Annotated in this window: 15 protein-coding genes; 7 read left to right on the forward strand and 8 right to left on the reverse strand. The window is 53.9% G+C overall.

Going from position 1 to position 16,415, the window contains the following annotated elements:
* Positions 1-77: 77 nt before the first annotated feature.
* The 3 genes from FDX09_RS21395 to pth form a co-directional block, all read right to left on the reverse strand.
* Positions 78-398 (reverse strand): hypothetical protein, encoded by a 321-nt coding sequence (locus tag FDX09_RS21395; protein WP_137347834.1) that lies wholly within the window; start codon positions 396-398, stop codon positions 78-80.
* 307 nt (positions 399-705) lie between these two features.
* Positions 706-1,800, reverse strand: coding sequence for a redox-regulated ATPase YchF (gene ychF / locus FDX09_RS21400; RefSeq protein WP_038641169.1), 1,095 nt, complete (start codon positions 1,798-1,800; stop codon positions 706-708).
* A gap of 115 nt (positions 1,801-1,915) precedes the next feature.
* Positions 1,916-2,500 (reverse strand): aminoacyl-tRNA hydrolase, encoded by a 585-nt coding sequence (gene pth, locus FDX09_RS21405; RefSeq protein ID WP_085048075.1) that lies wholly within the window; start codon positions 2,498-2,500, stop codon positions 1,916-1,918.
* A gap of 274 nt (positions 2,501-2,774) precedes the next feature.
* Here pth and ychH point away from each other — a divergent pair, with 274 nt between their 5' ends.
* A complete protein-coding gene (ychH, locus tag FDX09_RS21410) occupies positions 2,775-3,056 on the forward strand; it encodes a stress-induced protein YchH (RefSeq protein WP_003833480.1) in 282 nt (93 codons plus the stop codon).
* 121 nt (positions 3,057-3,177) lie between these two features.
* On the opposite strand, the gene lysC is transcribed toward ychH, so the two are convergent.
* Positions 3,178-4,539 carry a lysine-sensitive aspartokinase 3 gene (gene lysC / locus FDX09_RS21415; RefSeq protein WP_137347835.1) on the reverse strand — a complete coding sequence of 454 codons (1,362 nt, stop codon included), beginning with the start codon at positions 4,537-4,539 and terminating at the stop codon, positions 3,178-3,180.
* A 611-nt stretch (positions 4,540-5,150) separates the two neighbouring features.
* Between lysC and FDX09_RS21420 the strand changes: the two genes are divergently transcribed.
* Positions 5,151-6,536: a diaminobutyrate--2-oxoglutarate transaminase gene (locus FDX09_RS21420; RefSeq protein WP_038641163.1), complete on the forward strand. Its 1,386-nt coding sequence runs from the start codon at positions 5,151-5,153 to the stop codon at positions 6,534-6,536.
* Positions 6,537-6,542: 6 nt separating this feature from the next.
* On the forward strand, positions 6,543-8,015 hold the full coding sequence (locus FDX09_RS21425) for an aspartate aminotransferase family protein (protein ID WP_170973262.1): 1,473 nt from the start codon (positions 6,543-6,545) through the stop codon (positions 8,013-8,015).
* Positions 8,016-8,107: 92 nt separating this feature from the next.
* Here FDX09_RS21425 and dauA read toward each other — a convergent pair whose 3' ends face one another.
* From dauA to lolB, 4 genes are all read right to left on the reverse strand, one after another.
* Positions 8,108-9,790 carry a C4-dicarboxylic acid transporter DauA gene (dauA, locus tag FDX09_RS21430; protein WP_137347837.1) on the reverse strand — a complete coding sequence of 561 codons (1,683 nt, stop codon included), beginning with the start codon at positions 9,788-9,790 and terminating at the stop codon, positions 8,108-8,110.
* A gap of 124 nt (positions 9,791-9,914) precedes the next feature.
* On the reverse strand, positions 9,915-10,862 hold the full coding sequence (gene prs, locus FDX09_RS21435) for a ribose-phosphate diphosphokinase (RefSeq protein WP_001518537.1): 948 nt from the start codon (positions 10,860-10,862) through the stop codon (positions 9,915-9,917).
* Between the two features lie 265 nt (positions 10,863-11,127).
* Entirely contained in the window at positions 11,128-11,979 is an 852-nt protein-coding gene (gene ispE / locus FDX09_RS21440) for a 4-(cytidine 5'-diphospho)-2-C-methyl-D-erythritol kinase (protein ID WP_137347838.1), read from the reverse strand.
* Positions 11,976-12,599 carry a lipoprotein insertase outer membrane protein LolB gene (lolB, locus tag FDX09_RS21445; protein WP_003020792.1) on the reverse strand — a complete coding sequence of 208 codons (624 nt, stop codon included), beginning with the start codon at positions 12,597-12,599 and terminating at the stop codon, positions 11,976-11,978. The genes ispE and lolB overlap by 4 nt, the downstream gene beginning before the upstream one ends.
* Before the next feature lie 211 nt (positions 12,600-12,810).
* Between lolB and hemA the strand changes: the two genes are divergently transcribed.
* Genes hemA through sirB2 form a run of 4 tightly spaced genes read left to right on the forward strand, consistent with a single transcriptional unit; the run spans position 12,811 to position 16,412 of the window.
* Positions 12,811-14,067: a glutamyl-tRNA reductase gene (hemA, locus tag FDX09_RS21450; RefSeq protein ID WP_121529130.1), complete on the forward strand. Its 1,257-nt coding sequence runs from the start codon at positions 12,811-12,813 to the stop codon at positions 14,065-14,067.
* 40 nt (positions 14,068-14,107) lie between these two features.
* Entirely contained in the window at positions 14,108-15,190 is a 1,083-nt protein-coding gene (gene prfA / locus FDX09_RS21455; protein WP_038641152.1) for a peptide chain release factor 1, read from the forward strand.
* A complete protein-coding gene (gene prmC / locus FDX09_RS21460; RefSeq protein ID WP_137347839.1) occupies positions 15,190-16,023 on the forward strand; it encodes a peptide chain release factor N(5)-glutamine methyltransferase in 834 nt (277 codons plus the stop codon). The genes prfA and prmC overlap by 1 nt, the downstream gene beginning before the upstream one ends.
* Positions 16,020-16,412, forward strand: a complete 393-nt coding sequence (gene sirB2 / locus FDX09_RS21465) for an invasion regulator SirB2 (protein WP_085048083.1) — start codon at positions 16,020-16,022, stop codon at positions 16,410-16,412. Before prmC ends, sirB2 begins: the two co-directional genes overlap by 4 nt.
* Positions 16,413-16,415: the final 3 nt, after the last annotated feature.

Raw genomic sequence — 16,415 nt, forward strand, 5'->3', positions numbered from 1 at the left:
GAATGCGGGCTCGGTGTCATCCGGCATCAGCAGCTTAATGGGCAGGTCGAGCATTTGCCTGTAGTACGGCTGCGTCATCAGGCTGTAGTCCTGATGGGTGTAGCGGACCATGCACTCAAATGGAGCTGGTCGTGCAGACCCCAGACGGCATTGACGCCGGTCTGCAGGTAGCGGGGGTCATCCAGCACCGCGCCAGTCATGGCCAGCGCACTGTTGATCCGTAATTCATGATTATGCAGTTGCTTCCAGCGTTTGCTGATGAGAAATTCTGCGCAGGCCCGAAGCAAGTCGCGCTCGATGGTGGTTCGTTCTGCCGGGGCCAGTGCGTCATAAATGAGATCGTATCCCTTCACAAACCCGGACAGACACAGGGCTTCACAGAGCGTCTGGGCATTCATTTTTCCGGGGCCGTTATAGGGGATCCTCCCGTGTTCGGCATGCCGGGGTAGTAACGCGCGTACGCCATGAGAATGTCCCGCACCCGCGTGAAATAGGCCTGCTCCCCGGTGAGCATCCAGGCGATACCCAGTTCATAACAGGCCAGGGCGTTCAGATCGTTGAGTTTTCGCCACCCCTTTTTGATTGGGTTTACATAGGATGTAATGAGAAGTATTGACAATAAAAAAACCACGCAAGTGCGTGGTTTTAAAAGGTTTTTTCGTCTTATTGAGATTCAGCGAAACCTCATGATACAGCAGATTTTATTTAGACGTTGAACAGGAAGTTCATCACATCGCCATCTTTCACGATGTAATCTTTCCCTTCTGCACGCATCTTACCGGCTTCTTTCGCGCCTTGCTCACCTTTGTAGGTGATGAAGTCTTCAAACGCGATAGTCTGTGCACGGATGAATCCTTTCTCGAAGTCGGTGTGAATTTTACCGGCCGCCTGCGGAGCGGTAGCGCCGACAGGGATGGTCCATGCACGTACTTCTTTCACGCCCGCGGTGAAATAGGTCTGCAGATTCAGCAGCTCATAGCCTGCGCGGATCACGCGGTTCAGTCCCGGTTCTTCCAGGCCCATCTCGGCCATAAACTCTTCACGGTCGGCGTCGTCCAGCTCTGCGATGTCGGCTTCAACGGCGGCGCAAACAGCTACCACTACGGAACCTTCAGCAGCGGCGATTTCGCGCACCTTGTCGAGGTACGGGTTGTTTTCAAAACCGTCTTCGTTGACGTTGGCGATATACATGGTCGGCTTCAGCGTCAGGAAGCTCAGGTATTTGATGGCCGCTTTATCTTCGTCAGTCAGATTTTTCAGCGCACGCAGCATTCCGGCGTTTTCCAACTGCGGCAGGCATTTTTCCAGGGCAGCCAGTTCAGCTTTGGCGTCTTTGTCGCCGCCTTTGGCTTTTTTCTGTACGCGATGAATAGCGCGTTCACAGGTATCCAGATCGGACAGCGCCAGTTCGGTATTGATAACATCAATATCGTCAGCCGGATCCACTTTGTTATTAACGTGGATGATGTTGTCGTTCTCAAAGCAGCGCACCACGTGGCCGATAGCTTCGGTTTCGCGGATGTTAGTCAGGAACTGGTTACCCAGACCTTCTCCTTTGGAGGCGCCTTTTACAAGGCCCGCGATATCAACGAATTCCATCGTGGTTGGCAGGATGCGCTGCGGTTTGACGATTTCAGCCAGCTGATCCAGACGCGGATCGGGCATCGGGACAACACCCGTGTTCGGCTCGATAGTACAGAACGGGAAGTTTGCCGCTTCAATACCCGCTTTTGTGAGCGCGTTGAACAGGGTGGATTTGCCTACGTTTGGCAAACCGACGATACCGCATTTGAATCCCATGTTTAAATCACCTTAATCTTTTGATATTCAATCTGTTATGGAAAACAGATTGTAGAAAAGTAAATAACTTTGCCTATTATACACAGCACGCGAGCAAAATGCCGCACATCGCTGCTTATTGCGCTTTAAAGGTATGTAACCGGCTCGTTGCTTTAGTCAGGCCATCTTTGAACAAAATCTCGGTACAACGGACCGCTTCGTCAATCGCTTCATCAATTAACTTCTGTTCAGAAACAGGTGGTTTGCCTAAAACAAACCCGACAACTTTGTTTTTATCGCCCGGATGGCCAATTCCAACGCGTAAACGATGAAAGTTAGGGTTATTGCCTAACTTGCTGATGATGTCCTTCAGGCCATTATGTCCGCCATGACCACCGCCAAGCTTAAATTTCGCCACCCCTGGCGGCAGGTCTAGTTCGTCATGCGCAACCAAAATTTCATCGGGGTTGATGCGATAAAAACTGGCCATCGCGCCGACCGCCTTGCCGCTCAGATTCATAAATGTGGTCGGCACCAGCAGGCGGACATCTTCGCCTTCGAGCGTAACCCTGGAGGTGTAGCCGAAGAATTTCGGCTCATCGCGCAGGGGAGCGCGTAGTCTCTCTGCCAGTAGATCAACATACCAAGCACCGGCGTTATGCCGCGTTGCCGCATATTCTGCGCCGGGGTTTGCCAGACCGACAATCAATTTAATCGACACGTGTTTTGTCCTGAATGTATCTATAAACGACGTGTAGTTTACTGTCTGGCGCTGCGCTTGACAAAAAACTGCGTGCTTATCCTCGAAAACTGAATAATTGCGAAAATGGACTATTAGAAATTGAGTGTGTTCAGTAGCTTATTTGTAAAGTTTTGTTGCGCGGGTGTTTGTAATTGTGATCGCTCCCGCACTTGCGAACGGCAGTGTTGTCTATACTTTACACATAAGGATTAGGGGTATTCCCTGTAACAACCCAAAGTTCCGGAGGTGACACATGAAACGCAAAAACGCTTCGTTACTCGGTAACGTGCTCATGGCTTTAGGGTTGGTGGTGATGGTGGGTGGCGTTGGTTACTCTATTTTAAACCAACTGCCGCAATTTAATCTGCCACAGTTTTTCGCACATGGTGCCGTGCTCAGTATTTTTGTCGGCGGAGTTCTCTGGTTAGCGGGGGCCAGAGTCGGCGGGCACGAACAAATCAGTGACCGTTACTGGTGGGTACGTCATTATGACAAACGCTGCCGTCGCGGTGATACCAATCATCGCCACAACTAAATAGCCTCTCCGCTGCGAGAGCCACTGTTTGCGGGCAGAGTCCTGGTTGAAAACCAGTCCTCTGCTTGTTCATGTTGTCCTGGATAAATGCGCTTATCTTCGCTGCGCATTTGCAGAGATGTTATTCGAATAATCGATAATGTAACGTCTTAACCGCGCTATCCGCCGCATCGGCCGGTAACAAAATGCACAGGTTATCGTTAGATGCGCCGTGGCAAATCATGCGTACCGTATGCTCTTCGAGCCAGGCAAAAACGTCTTTGCAAACCCCCGCAGCCTGGGTCAGTTTATTGCCCACCAAAGTGACTAATGCCAGTCCGGTTTCCACTTCCACCCGACAGTGGGAGGACAATGCGGTAAACAATGCCGTGCTCAGTATATGGTCCTCACCCGATGTCGCATGAGTGGCGTCCAGCGCCAGCGCAATACAATTTTCTGATGTTGTGACCAAATCCACTGCCACCGCGTGGTGGGATAAAATGGCAAATACCTGCGCCAGAAAAGCACAGGGCGGTTGTGTCTGCAAACTGTGTAATCGTAATAGCGTCTGTTTACGGCGCACGGCGAGTGCCCGATAACGCGGTGGATTATCGGTGGTGTTGTGCACCAGCGTACCACCGGCAGAAGTATCTTTACTTGAGCCAACAAAGACCGGAATGTTTTTCCGCATGGCAGGCAGCAGCGTCGCCGGGTGAAGAACCTTCGCACCGTAGGCGGCCATATCGCTGGCCTCGGAAAATGAGATATGGTCGATCCGTTTGGCCCGTGGTGCAATGCGCGGATCGGTGGTGTAGATCCCGGCAACGTCGGTCCAGATGTCCACGCGTGCGGCGTGCAGCGCCTCACCAAGTAGCGTGGCGGTGTAATCACTCCCGCCGCGTCCCAGCGTTGTGGTATGCCCGCCTGCGTCGCGACCAATAAATCCCTGGGTAACCATAATAGCCTGTTCAAGACGCGGGCGCAGATGAGTCTCCACCTGGTAGTGCAGGGTGCTGAGATCCGGTTCAGCGCAGCCGTAGTTCGAGTTGGTACGCATTACGCTGCGGGCGTCAAACCACCCGGCTTCGGCGTGCCGTTCACGTAATACTTCAGTAAACAGCAAAGAGGACATCAGTTCGCCGTGGCTGACTAACTCATCGCTTAGCGCATCGGACGGTGAAACCGTCGCCGTTTCTGCAAGGCGGCGTATGTTGTTGAGAAGATTATCGATTTCCGTGCTGATAACGGACGGCTGCTTCAGGCGGGAAATAATGTTGTATTGGATGGCGCGTAACGTCTCAAGCTTATCTAATTGTTGATGTGTTTCCAGACCTTCAGAAAGCTCGACCAGTAAGTTTGTTACGCCTGCGGAAGCAGACAAAACGACTAAACGGACATCTTGATCAGCAAGAACAATGCTGGCGCTGCGGTTCATCGCATCAAAATCAGCGACGCTGGTGCCGCCAAATTTGGCAACGACGGATGGTGGATAAATGCGAGTCATAACAATCTCATATCAGGGCGCCATAAAAGTATGGCTAGAAAATTTTCATTCTCGGCATAAGGGAACGTACGTTCTCCTTACGAAATGTCCGCCCGCGAACATTTCTGCTGACAACCCAGGGAATACCTGTTGTCGATAACGCGTGTCGCCTGTACGCGTTACCGGGTGCTGCGCATTAGTTCTTTATTTACAGAGCCTGTAAATAAGCGCGCCATACTAAGTGATTTATATTTAGGGATCGACTTTTTTATTCGATTTATCGAAAAATAAGTGAAAAATCATGTTGTAGTGAATAAACGCGTACATTATTAATGGTAAAAACATGTAAAAAAATAATAAAAACATGAAAACCTCATGGTTTTTATAACATCGTATACGTTGCGACTGGCAACAATTTTGTAAAATAAATAGCTATATTTGTTTATGATTTCCTAATGTCGGATGTGCTTTATGCTTTGAATTTTAAGGTAAAAATGCTCATTTAAGACGTTGGAAAATAAATGATTGAGTCCTGTGCTAAAACAACATATATTAGCCGCGCTTTTTTACAGGTAATCCTTATAACCATTTATTCAATCAGGCGTTAATCTACACCTGGTTGTAGGAGTGATATGATGACGGATAAAGTCCGTATTGATACTTTAAGTGCTAATTCATTACCGCAGAGCAATGATACCTTTTTAGCAAGACAGGCTGAGTTTGAATCTAATGTCCGCAGCTATCCACGTAAACTGCCATTAGCGATTGCGAAAGCGCAGGGCGTCTGGATTACTGACGTAGAAAATAATCAATATCTTGATTGTCTTGCAGGTGCCGGTACCCTGGCGCTCGGTCACAATCATCCTGAAGTGCTGCAGAGCATTCAAAGTGTCATCACAAGCGGCTTACCGTTACATACGCTTGATCTTACCACGCCGTTAAAAGATGAATTTTCATCTTATTTACTGTCTTTATTACCGGGCCAGGGCAAAGAGTATTGCCTGCAGTTCACCGGGCCGTCCGGCGCCGATGCCGTTGAAGCGGCGCTGAAGCTGGCGAAGAAAGTAACCGGTCGTTCCAGCATTATCAGCTTCTCCGGCGGCTACCACGGGATGACCCACGGCGCGCTGTCCGTAACCGGCAACCTGTCGCCGAAAGAAGCCGTCAGCAACATGATGGCGGAAGTGCAATTTATGCCGTATCCACATCAGTACCGCTGCCCGTTGGGTATCGGCGGTGAGGCTGGCGTGAAAGCATTAACTTACTACTTCGAAAACCTGATCAACGACGTTGAAAGCGGCGTGCGTAAACCGGCTGCGGTTATCCTTGAAGCCGTGCAGGGCGAAGGCGGCGTGAACCCGGCGCCGGTCGAGTGGTTACAGCGCATCCGTAAAGTCACTCAGGAACACGGCATTCTGCTGATCATCGATGAAGTCCAGGCAGGCTTCGCGCGTACCGGTAAGCTGTTCGCCTTCGAACATGCGGGTATCGAGCCAGACATCATCGTCATGTCCAAAGCGGTGGGCGGCGGTCTGCCACTGGCGGTTCTGGGGATTAAGAAGCAGTTCGATGCGTGGGCTCCGGGCCACCATACCGGTACCTTCCGCGGCAACCAGCTTGCGATGGCGACTGGCCTGACAACGCTGAAGATCCTTAAAGACGACAAGATTGCCGACAAAGTTGCCGCCCAGGGCGAGTGGCTGAAAGGCAAACTGGCTGACCTGCAGAAACGCTACCCGGTGATTGGCCAGGTGCGCGGTCTGGGTCTGATGATCGGTCTGGAAATCGTTAAGCCGAACGAAGCGCAGGATCACATGGGCTGCTACCCGGCCGATGGCGAGCTGTCTGCGCTGCTGCAGAAAAAATGCTTCGAAAACGGGCTGATTCTGGAGCGTGGCGGCCGTAACGGTTGCGTACTGCGCCTGCTGCCGTCTCTGCTGATCACTAACGCTGAGCTGGAAGTGTTCCTCGATAAATTCGAAAACGCCCTGCTGGGCGCTGGCGTAAAGCCGGTTTAAACGGAGTTGGATCGAATGTCAGACGTAAACCCGATTCTGTCCGGCTCGGCGCAGAGCATTGCTGCCTACCAGGACGCTATCGAGCAGAGTACGCAAGCGGTCGTTGAATGGTTGAAGCAGCCTGAGATGTATCAGGGCAAAACCGTTGAACATCTGCGCGAACGTATCAACCTGAATTTTACGTCTCAAGGCCTGGGCAACCAGGCCGCTATTGAGCGTGCGGTTGAATACTTTCTCAAAGACAGCCTGTTGGTTCACCATGCGCAGTGCGTGGCGCACCTGCACTGCCCAAGCCTGGTGATTAGCCAGGCGGCGGAAGTGCTGATCAACGCCACTAACCAGAGCATGGACTCCTGGGACCAAAGCCCGTCGGCCACGATCATTGAGATCAAACTGATCGAATGGCTGCGTGAGCAGGTGGGCTATGCGGCAGGTGATGCAGGTGTGTTCACCAGCGGCGGCACCCAGAGTAACCTGATGGGCCTGATGCTGGCGCGCGACGCGTTCTTTGCTCGCCAGGGACACTCCATTCAGCAGAATGGTCTGACCGGCGACCTGAGCAAAATCAAAGTATTTTGCTCTGAAAGCGCGCATTTCTCCGTGCAGAAAAACATGGCGTTGATGGGGCTGGGCTACCGTTCCGTTACTCAGGTGAAGACCGATGTGTTCTCACGTATGGACCTGTCTGACCTGAAAGACAAGCTGGCCCAGGCGCAAGCCAACGGCGAGCAGGTGATGGCGATTGTCGCCACGGCCGGGACGACCGATGCGGGCGCAATCGATCCGTTAGCCGATATCGCGGCGCTGGCGGCAGAGCACCAGATCTGGATGCACGTCGATGCGGCGTGGGGCGGGGCGTTACTGCTGTCTGAGCAGTATCGTCACTTCCTGAACGGTCTTGAACTGGCAGATTCCGTGACGCTGGACTTCCACAAACAGTTCTTCCAGACCATCAGCTGCGGCGCGTTCCTGTTAAAAGACGCGCGTCACTACGAGCTGATGCGCTACCAGGCGGCGTACCTGAACTCTGATTTCGATGAAGAGCACGGCGTGCCGAACCTGGTGTCGAAGTCGCTGCAGACCACGCGCCGTTTCGACGCGCTGAAGCTGTGGATGGGCCTCGAAGCGCTGGGTAAAAAGCAGTATGCCGAAATTATCGATAACGGCGTAACGCTGGCCCGCGATGTGGCTGAGTTTGTGAAAACCCAGCCACATCTGGAGCTGGTGATGGAGCCGCAGCTGGCAAGCGTGCTGTTCCGCTTCCGTCCGGCAAGCGACGATATGGCGTTTGTTGCGCTGCTCAACCAGCGTATCGGCGACGTGCTGCTGGCTTCCGGTAGCGCCAACGTCGGCGTCACCGAAGCCGATGGCATCACCTGCCTGAAGCTGACGCTGCTGAACCCGACCGTGTGCCTGGAGGATGTGAAAGTCCTGCTGGCGAGCGTGAAGGCGACGGCTGAGCAACTGCTGAAAGCGTAAGCATTATGCTTGGTATAAAAATGGCTCCCGCGGGAGCCATTTTTTTTGCCTGTCATTTGTAGCCCGGGCGCTTCGCCTGGTCGGGCTGAGCGTCAACTGATATCCGCCAGCGCGGCGTCTTTATTCGGGAAGAACGTCAGACGTCCTGGTATAGGCTGAATACCCGCGCGCGCCATAGTACGTAGCGGCTGGAACTCCAGGTTACTGATACGTAATTCGCAACCTTCCGGCAGACGTTTAACAAAACGCTGGAAGGCGTCCAGACCACCGGCGTCAAGTACCGGCACAGCATCCCATTTCAGTACCACAATGCGTTTACCCGCGATGCGTGTTTCGAGATCGGTGAACAGGCCCTCCGCTGCGGCAAAGAACAGCGGGCCGATGACGCGTAGCACCAGAACATCGCCTGGTACATCAACGTTGACCGGCGCCAGACGCGTCATGCGCGCAATACGGCGCATAAACAGCAGAGAGGCGAGAACGATCCCGACGCTGATGGCGATAACCATGTCGAACAGCACCGTCAGCGACATACACATCAGCATGACGATGATGTCGTCTTTTGGCGCATGACGCAGCAGATCCACCACTTTGTGGGCTTCACTCATGTTCCATGCCACCATCAGCAGCAGTGCGGCCATGGCGGAAAGCGGTAGCCAGGAAAGCAGCGGCGCTAAAACCAATAGCGCCAGGATCACCAGAATCGCGTGGATGACCGCAGAAATGGGTGAGGTTGCCCCGGCGCGGACGTTGGCCGCAGAACGGGCAATTGCCGCCGTGGCGGTGATACCGCCAAAGAACGGCGCGACGATGTTACCCAGCCCCTGACCAATCAGCTCGCTGTTGGCTTTATGCTTGGTGCCGGTCATCCCGTCGAGGACGACGGCGCACAGCAGAGATTCAATCGCCCCCAGCATCGCCATCGAGAAGGCTGCCGGTAACAGCGCCTGTAACGAACTCCAGCTCAGGGTAAAGTTTGACTCCGGCATATTCCACGGTAATACCAGTTGCGGCAGCAACTGCGGAATACCGTTACCCTGTGAGCCGTCAGCCAGAATGTAGTGGAACTGGGAACCGATGGTCGCAACGTGACCACCGGTCAGGTTCACAATTCCCATTACCGCACAGCCTGCCAGCAGTGCAGGAAGGTGGCCCGGTAGTCGGATCCCCAAACGAGGCCAGAAAATCAGGATCCCCAGCGTTACAACGCCAATGGCGGCATCGCCGAAGTTGATGGTCGGCAAGGCCATAAACAGCGCACCAACTTTTTGCAGGTAGTGCTCCGGTACATGGGCCATTTGCAGGCCAAGAAAATCTTTAATCTGCATGGTACCGATGGTGATACCAATACCCGACGTAAAGCCTAACGTAACCGACACGGGAATATATTCGATCAGGCGACCAAAGCGGGCGAGGCCGAAAAGGATCAGAAATATCCCGGACATGAGCGTGGCAACCAGCAGGCCTGCCAGCCCAAACTGTTGCGACACCGGATACAGGATCACCACGAAGGCGGCGGTTGGGCCAGAGACGCTAAAGCGCGACCCCCCGGTGAGGGCGATAACAATCCCAGCGACGGCGGAGGTATACAGACCGTACTGCGGCGCAACGCCACTGCCTATTGCCAGGGCCATTGCCAGCGGAATGGCAATGATCCCCACGGTTATCCCGGCGATCAGGTCACGGGTAAAGCGAGAAGCGGTATATTTTTCTTTCCAACAAGCGTCGATGAGGGCGCGGAAAGGCATCACATGTGAGGAAAATAATCTGTTCACAATAATGTTTCATCCATGAGCGCATCATCTGTCAACTAAATGGCAGGTGAAGGAGGCAAAAGTCATACAAATAAGTATTACAGATAAAAAAACCCGCCGCAGCGGGTTTTTGAGCCGGGCTCGATTAATGCTCGAACATGGCAGAGATGGATTCTTCGTTGCTGATACGACGAATCGCTTCGGCCAGCATACCCGACAGGGTCAATGTACGCACGTTTGGCAGTGCTTTGATTTCGTCAGTCAGTGGAATAGTGTCACAGACAACGACTTCATCAATCACTGAGTTGCGCAGGTTGTTTGCCGCATTACCTGAGAAGATCGGGTGGGTTGCGTAAGCAAATACGCGTTTTGCACCACGTTCTTTCAGTGCTTCTGCTGCTTTACACAGCGTACCGCCGGTATCGATCATGTCATCAACCAGTACGCAGTCACGACCTGCAACGTCACCAATGATGTGCATCACCTGAGAAACGTTCGCACGCGGACGACGTTTGTCGATGATAGCCATATCGGTATCGTTCAGCAGTTTAGCAATAGCACGGGCACGCACGACGCCACCGATGTCCGGAGAAACCACGATCGGGTTGTCCAGGTTCAGTTGCAGCATGTCTTCTAACAGGATCGGGCTACCGAATACGTTATCAACCGGTACGTCAAAGAAGCCCTGGATCTGTTCAGCATGCAGGTCAACGGTGAGGACGCGGTCAACGCCAACGCTGGACAGGAAATCAGCGACGACTTTAGCGGTAATCGGTACACGAGCGGAACGTACGCGACGATCCTGACGTGCATAGCCGAAGTAAGGAATAACGGCGGTGATACGGCCTGCGGAAGCACGGCGCAGCGCATCAACCATAACGACCAATTCCATCAGGTTGTCGTTAGTAGGGGCACAAGTGGACTGGATGATGAAAATATCACCACCGCGTACATTTTCATTAATTTGTACGCTGACTTCGCCGTCGCTAAAGCGACCTACAGCGGCGTCGCCGAGTGAAGTGTACAGGCGGTTGGCAATACGTTGTGCTAGTTCCGGGGTGGCGTTACCAGCAAAAAGCTTCATATCAGGCACGAGAAGAACCTCAGGCATGCGTCCATTGGTGGAAAGAATCTGCCGAAAACTGTGCGGGCCAGGCAGTATCCTCTCCATGCGGTGTATTAAAGAGCGCGATGCAACGTCTGGAACAGGGTGACGTTGTCACCGCAACTCAGCTTGCCCGGTTTACCCTTCATCCTTCGCGTTTCATGTGCGTTGGCGTTAATTCCTCACACCAGCACATACTGTTGTATGCGCCAGGCGCTCCGTCATCTCGCCATCTTCCTGAAACCCGAATGATTTAGAGTAACGCTCTATGCAAAGGGGAGAGGTTGACGCCTTTCGCCACAAAGCCTTTGAGCCATTCCGGGGCTTGCTCAAGCACCTGGCGAGCACGAGACTCTGTATCAAATTCAGCAAAGACACAGGCCCCTGTACCAGTCAGGCGCGACGGCGCGTATTCTAACAGCCAGGAAAGCGCCGCATCAACCTCGCGAAAACGTTTTCTTGCGATAACCTCGCAATCATTGCCGAATTCACATTTTAGTAACGTTTTTATTGACCTTTTTGGCGTGTTACGCGGGAGGTCAGGATCGTTAAAAATGACCGGCGTTGGAATGCTGACGCCCGGATGAGCGACCAGATACCATTTTTCCTCTGGCTCGACCGGCGTCAGGATTTCTCCCACGCCTTCGGCAAAGGCCGCGTGGCCGCGCACGAACACGGGAACATCCGCCCCCAGCGTCAAGCCGATTGCCGCCAGTTCATCAACCGAAAGCCCGCACTGCCAGAGATGATTCAGCGCCACCAGAACGGTGGCCGCATTTGACGAACCACCGCCCAGGCCGCCACCCATCGGCAGGCGTTTTTCGATACTGATGTCCGCGCCGCTTCCTGCGGGCAGGCGATCGCTCGCAGACGCCGTCTTCATCAGCAAACGCGCCGCGCGCACGATCAGGTTATCTTCATGCGCAACGCCTTCCACCGGGGTTAAGAGATGAATTTCACCATCGTGGCGCAGATTGATACCAATCTCGTCGCCATAATTGAGAAACTGGAATAACGTCTGCAGCGTGTGGTAACCGTCCGCACGCTGCCCGGTAATGTATAAAAACAGATTCAGTTTTGCCGGAGAGGGCCAATGGCTCATCATTTCACAATCCAGTTATCCATTTTCAGCTTAATACGCTGGGAGCCGTCGGACAGCTCCATGTTGGCCGGCATCGCAGGCTGCGTTTTGCTGTCGTAGGCGCTATAGACCACTTTCCAGCTTTTACCGTCTTTGCTGTAGTTCACTTCACTCAGACGATATTGGTCGTCGAGCTTGTAATCGGTAGCGTCACCCGGCAGGCCAAGGATCCACTGGCGCAGGCTATTCAACGGAATAGGCATGCCGGTCAGTTTACCAATCATCTCTTCGGCGTCGTCGGCGGTGTAGTGCTTACCTTTGTTATCGACAAGTTCAACGTTGCCCGGCTGCGCATTGAGTTCCAGTTCCGTGCTGCCCAGCGGGTTGGTCAGCAGCAGACGATAGCGATCCTGTCCGGTTTGCTGCCAGAAAAAGCGGGCATACACTTTCTGTTGATCGGAGATATAAGCGAACGCACCGCGCGTCTGATATTGGTTCAGGGCGCGTACTTCCTGCTGGTGCTGGCGCCACTGCGGGGAATCGGGGCTTTTGCCGGGACCTTTCGGCGCGTTGAGGGTACAGGCACTAAGAACCAGGGCTGCAAGGGGCAGCAGGCGAATCAGGCGAAAATCAGGCAGGGTCATAATGATGACAAATCCTTGAGATACGTTGCAGTTATAACTCTCAATGCTAGCGCCACCATCTGACATCGTCTACGTTCAAGTTATCTTAAATCGCTTAAATTTGTGCGCTAAGCTATTACTCCAAAAGGGGGCTGTCTCTTTTATTGACCGCACGCATCCTGTATGATGCACCCAGTCTAACCTTATCAACGCTGGTACTATTCCCGCTCACATGACCCTTTTAGCGCTTGGTATTAACCATAAAACGGCACCTGTATCGCTGCGAGAACGCGTAACGTTTTCGCCGGATACGCTCGATCAGGCGCTGGACAGCCTGCAAGCGCTGCCAATGGTGCAGGGCGGGGTAGTGCTGTCGACATGTAACCGCACAGAGATTTACCTCAGCGTGGAAGAGCAGGATAACCTGCAAGAAGCGCTGATTCGCTGGTTGTGCGAATACCATAATCTTAATGAAGAAGATCTGCGCAATAGCCTGTACTGGCACCAGGACAATGACGCCGTCAGCCATCTGATGCGTGTTGCCAGTGGTCTGGATTCGCTGGTGCTTGGCGAGCCGCAGATTTTGGGACAGGTGAAAAAAGCCTTTGCGGATTCGCAGAAAGGCCACCAGAACGCCAGTGCGCTGGAGCGCATGTTCCAGAAATCGTTCTCTGTCGCTAAACGTGTCCGTACCGAAACCGATATCGGCGCCAGCGCTGTTTCCGTGGCTTTTGCCGCCTGTACGCTGGCGCGGCAGATCTTTGAATCGCTCTCCACGGTAACCGTGCTGTTAGTCGGCGCAGGCGAGACCATCGAGCTGGTCGCGCGTCATTTGCGCGAACACAAAGTGAAGAATATGATCATCGCCAACCGTACGCGTGAACGCGCGCAGGTGCTGGCGAATGAAGTCGGCGCCGAAGTGATTTCATTGAGCGATATCGACGCCCGCTTGCAGGATGCCGATATTATTATCAGTTCAACCGCCAGTCCGCTGCCGATTATCGGTAAAGGAATGGTAGAGCGTGCGCTTAAAAACCGTCGCAACCAGCCTATGTTGCTGGTGGATATCGCCGTACCGCGCGATGTCGAGCCGGAAGTGGGCAAATTGTCCAACGCCTACTTGTACAGCGTTGACGATCTGCAAAGCATCATTTCGCATAACCTGGCGCAGCGCAAAGCGGCTGCTGTGGAAGCCGAAACGATTGTAGCGCAGGAAACCAGTGAGTTTATGGCCTGGCTGCGTGCCCAGGGCGCAAGCGACACTATCCGCGAGTATCGCAGTCAGTCAGAACAGATCCGTGATGAACTGACCGCCAAAGCGTTGGCCGCCCTTCAACAGGGCGGTGATGCGCAAGCCATTATGCAGGATCTTGCCTGGAAACTGACTAACCGCCTGATCCATGCACCAACCAAATCACTTCAACAGGCCGCCCGTGACGGGGATAGTGAACGCCTGAATATTCTGCGCGACAGCCTCGGGCTGGAGTAGCAGCACACCAATCTTATTTTTACAGGGTGCATTTACGCCTATGAAGCCTTCTATCGTTGCCAAACTGGAAGCCCTGCATGAACGCCATGAAGAAGTTCAGGCGCTGCTCGGCGATGCGGGTACTATCGCAGACCAGGAACGTTTTCGTGCACTGTCGCGCGAATATGCCCAATTAAGCGATGTATCGCGCTGTTTTACGGACTGGCAACAGGTTCAGGAAGATATCGAGACGGCTCAGATGATGCTCGACGATCCTGAAATGCGTGAAATGGCGCAGGATGAACTGCGCGAAGCAAAAGAGAAATGTGAACAGCTGGAACAACACCTGCAGGTTCTGCTGTTACCGAAAGATCCTGATGATGAACGTAACGCCTTCCTCGAAGTGCGCGCGGGAACCGGTGGTGATGAAGCGGCGCTGTTTGCCGGCGATCTGTTCCGTATGTACAGCCGTTACGCTGAAGCGCGTCGCTGGCGGGTTGAGATCATGAGCGCCAGCGAAGGCGAGCATGGCGGATTTAAAGAAGTCATTGCCAAGATTAGCGGCGAAGGCGTTTATGGCCGACTGAAATTTGAGTCCGGCGGTCATCGCGTGCAGCGCGTACCGGCGACGGAATCACAGGGACGAATTCACACCTCTGCCTGTACGGTCGCGGTCATGCCGGAACTGCCGGATGCTGAACTGCCGGACATCAACCCGGCCGATCTGCGTATTGATACCTTCCGCTCATCAGGCGCAGGGGGCCAGCACGTTAACACCACCGACTCCGCAATCCGTATTACCCACTTGCCAACCGGCATCGTGGTGGAATGTCAGGACGAACGTTCACAGCATAAAAACAAAGCGAAAGCGATGTCGGTGCTGGGGGCGCGCATTCGTGCGGCCGAAGTGGCAAGGCGTCAACAGGCGGAAGCCTCTGAGCGTCGCAACCTGCTGGGCAGCGGCGATCGCAGCGATCGCAACCGCACCTATAACTTCCCGCAGGGGCGCGTGACCGATCACCGCATTAACCTGACGCTCTACCGTCTGGATGAAGCGATGGAAGGTAAACTGGATATGCTCATTGAGCCGATTGTCCAGGAATACCAGGCCGATCAACTGGCGGCATTGTCCGAGCAGGATTAATGGACTATCAGCACTGGCTGCGTGAAGCGATAAGCCAATTACAGGCAAGCGAAAGCCCGCGCCGTGACGCCGAGATTTTACTCGAGTTCGTTACCGGAAAGGGGCGCACCTTTATTCTGGCTTTCGGTGAAACGCTGTTAACCGAGGCGCAGCATCAGCAGCTCGACACATTACTGGAGCGGCGTCAGCGGGGCGAGCCGGTGGCGCACTTAACCGGCGTTCGCGAGTTTTGGTCGCTGCCGCTGTTTGTATCGCCAGCCACGCTGATTCCGCGTCCGGATACCGAGTGTCTGGTGGAGCAGGCGCTGGCTCGCTTGCCAGCCTGTGCATGTCGCATTCTCGATCTGGGGACCGGTACGGGCGCGATTGCCCTGGCGCTGGCAACCGAGCGTCCGGATTGCGCGGTGACGGCGGTTGATCGGATGCCGGATGCCGTGGCGCTGGCTATGCGTAATACGCAGCACCTGGCTATCGACAATGTTCGCGTGCTGCAAAGCGACTGGTTTAGCGCTTTGCAGGGGCAGCAGTTTGACATGATTGTCAGCAATCCGCCGTACATCGACGAACAGGATCCGCATCTGGCGCAGGGCGATGTGCGCTTTGAGCCGCTGTCGGCGCTGGTGGCGGGCGATCAGGGACTGGCGGATATCGTACATATTATCGATCGGTCTCAGCACGTGTTAACGCCAGGCGGCTATCTGTTGCTGGAACATGGCTGGCAGCAGGGTGAGGCCGTGCGCGATGCCTTTACGCGCGCGGGTTATCTGGCGGTTGAAACCTGCCGTGATTATGGCGGCAACGAGCGAATTACGCTTGGACGCATCCCATCATGAGTACCATCAGTGTGTTACTCAACGTTCATCTCATCAGCATTGCGTTTTCCGTTAGTCTGCTGACGCTGCGTTTTTGGTGGCGTTACACCGACGCGCGTCTAGCCCGTGCCCGCTGGACGCGCATTGTGCCGCCGGTGGTGGATACCGTTTTATTAGTCAGCGGCGTGGCGTTAATGATTAAAACGCACATCCTGCCATTCACCGAACAAGGGACATGGCTGACTGAAAAGCTGTTTGGGGTTATCATTTACATCGTTTTGGGTTTTATTGCGCTCGATTACCGTCGGGCGCGCAGCCAGCAGGCGCGATTAGTCGCATTTCCGCTGGCGTTGGTGGTGCTGTACATCATCATTAAACTCGCCACCACAAAAATACCGTTACTGGGGTAAGTC

It is taken from the genome of Citrobacter sp. wls717 (assembly GCF_005280955.1).
In the GTDB taxonomy this organism is placed as follows: Bacteria; Pseudomonadota; Gammaproteobacteria; order Enterobacterales; family Enterobacteriaceae; genus Citrobacter; species Citrobacter werkmanii.

What these genes read in the sequence shown, in the direction of transcription:
- FDX09_RS21395 (WP_137347834.1), bottom strand. Translation starts at nt 398, where the DNA reads ATGAATGCCCAGACGCTCTGTGAAGCCCTGTGTCTGTCCGGGTTTGTG.
- ychF (WP_038641169.1), bottom strand. Translation starts at nt 1,800, where the DNA reads ATGGGATTCAAATGCGGTATCGTCGGTTTGCCAAACGTAGGCAAATCC.
- ychH (WP_003833480.1), top strand. Translation starts at nt 2,775, where the DNA reads ATGAAACGCAAAAACGCTTCGTTACTCGGTAACGTGCTCATGGCTTTA.
- lysC (WP_137347835.1), bottom strand. Translation starts at nt 4,539, where the DNA reads ATGACTCGCATTTATCCACCATCCGTCGTTGCCAAATTTGGCGGCACC.
- FDX09_RS21420 (WP_038641163.1), top strand. Translation starts at nt 5,151, where the DNA reads ATGATGACGGATAAAGTCCGTATTGATACTTTAAGTGCTAATTCATTA.
- ispE (WP_137347838.1), bottom strand. Translation starts at nt 11,979, where the DNA reads ATGATGAGCCATTGGCCCTCTCCGGCAAAACTGAATCTGTTTTTATAC.
- lolB (WP_003020792.1), bottom strand. Translation starts at nt 12,599, where the DNA reads ATGACCCTGCCTGATTTTCGCCTGATTCGCCTGCTGCCCCTTGCAGCC.
- hemA (WP_121529130.1), top strand. Translation starts at nt 12,811, where the DNA reads ATGACCCTTTTAGCGCTTGGTATTAACCATAAAACGGCACCTGTATCG.
- prfA (WP_038641152.1), top strand. Translation starts at nt 14,108, where the DNA reads ATGAAGCCTTCTATCGTTGCCAAACTGGAAGCCCTGCATGAACGCCAT.
- prmC (WP_137347839.1), top strand. Translation starts at nt 15,190, where the DNA reads ATGGACTATCAGCACTGGCTGCGTGAAGCGATAAGCCAATTACAGGCA.
- sirB2 (WP_085048083.1), top strand. Translation starts at nt 16,020, where the DNA reads ATGAGTACCATCAGTGTGTTACTCAACGTTCATCTCATCAGCATTGCG.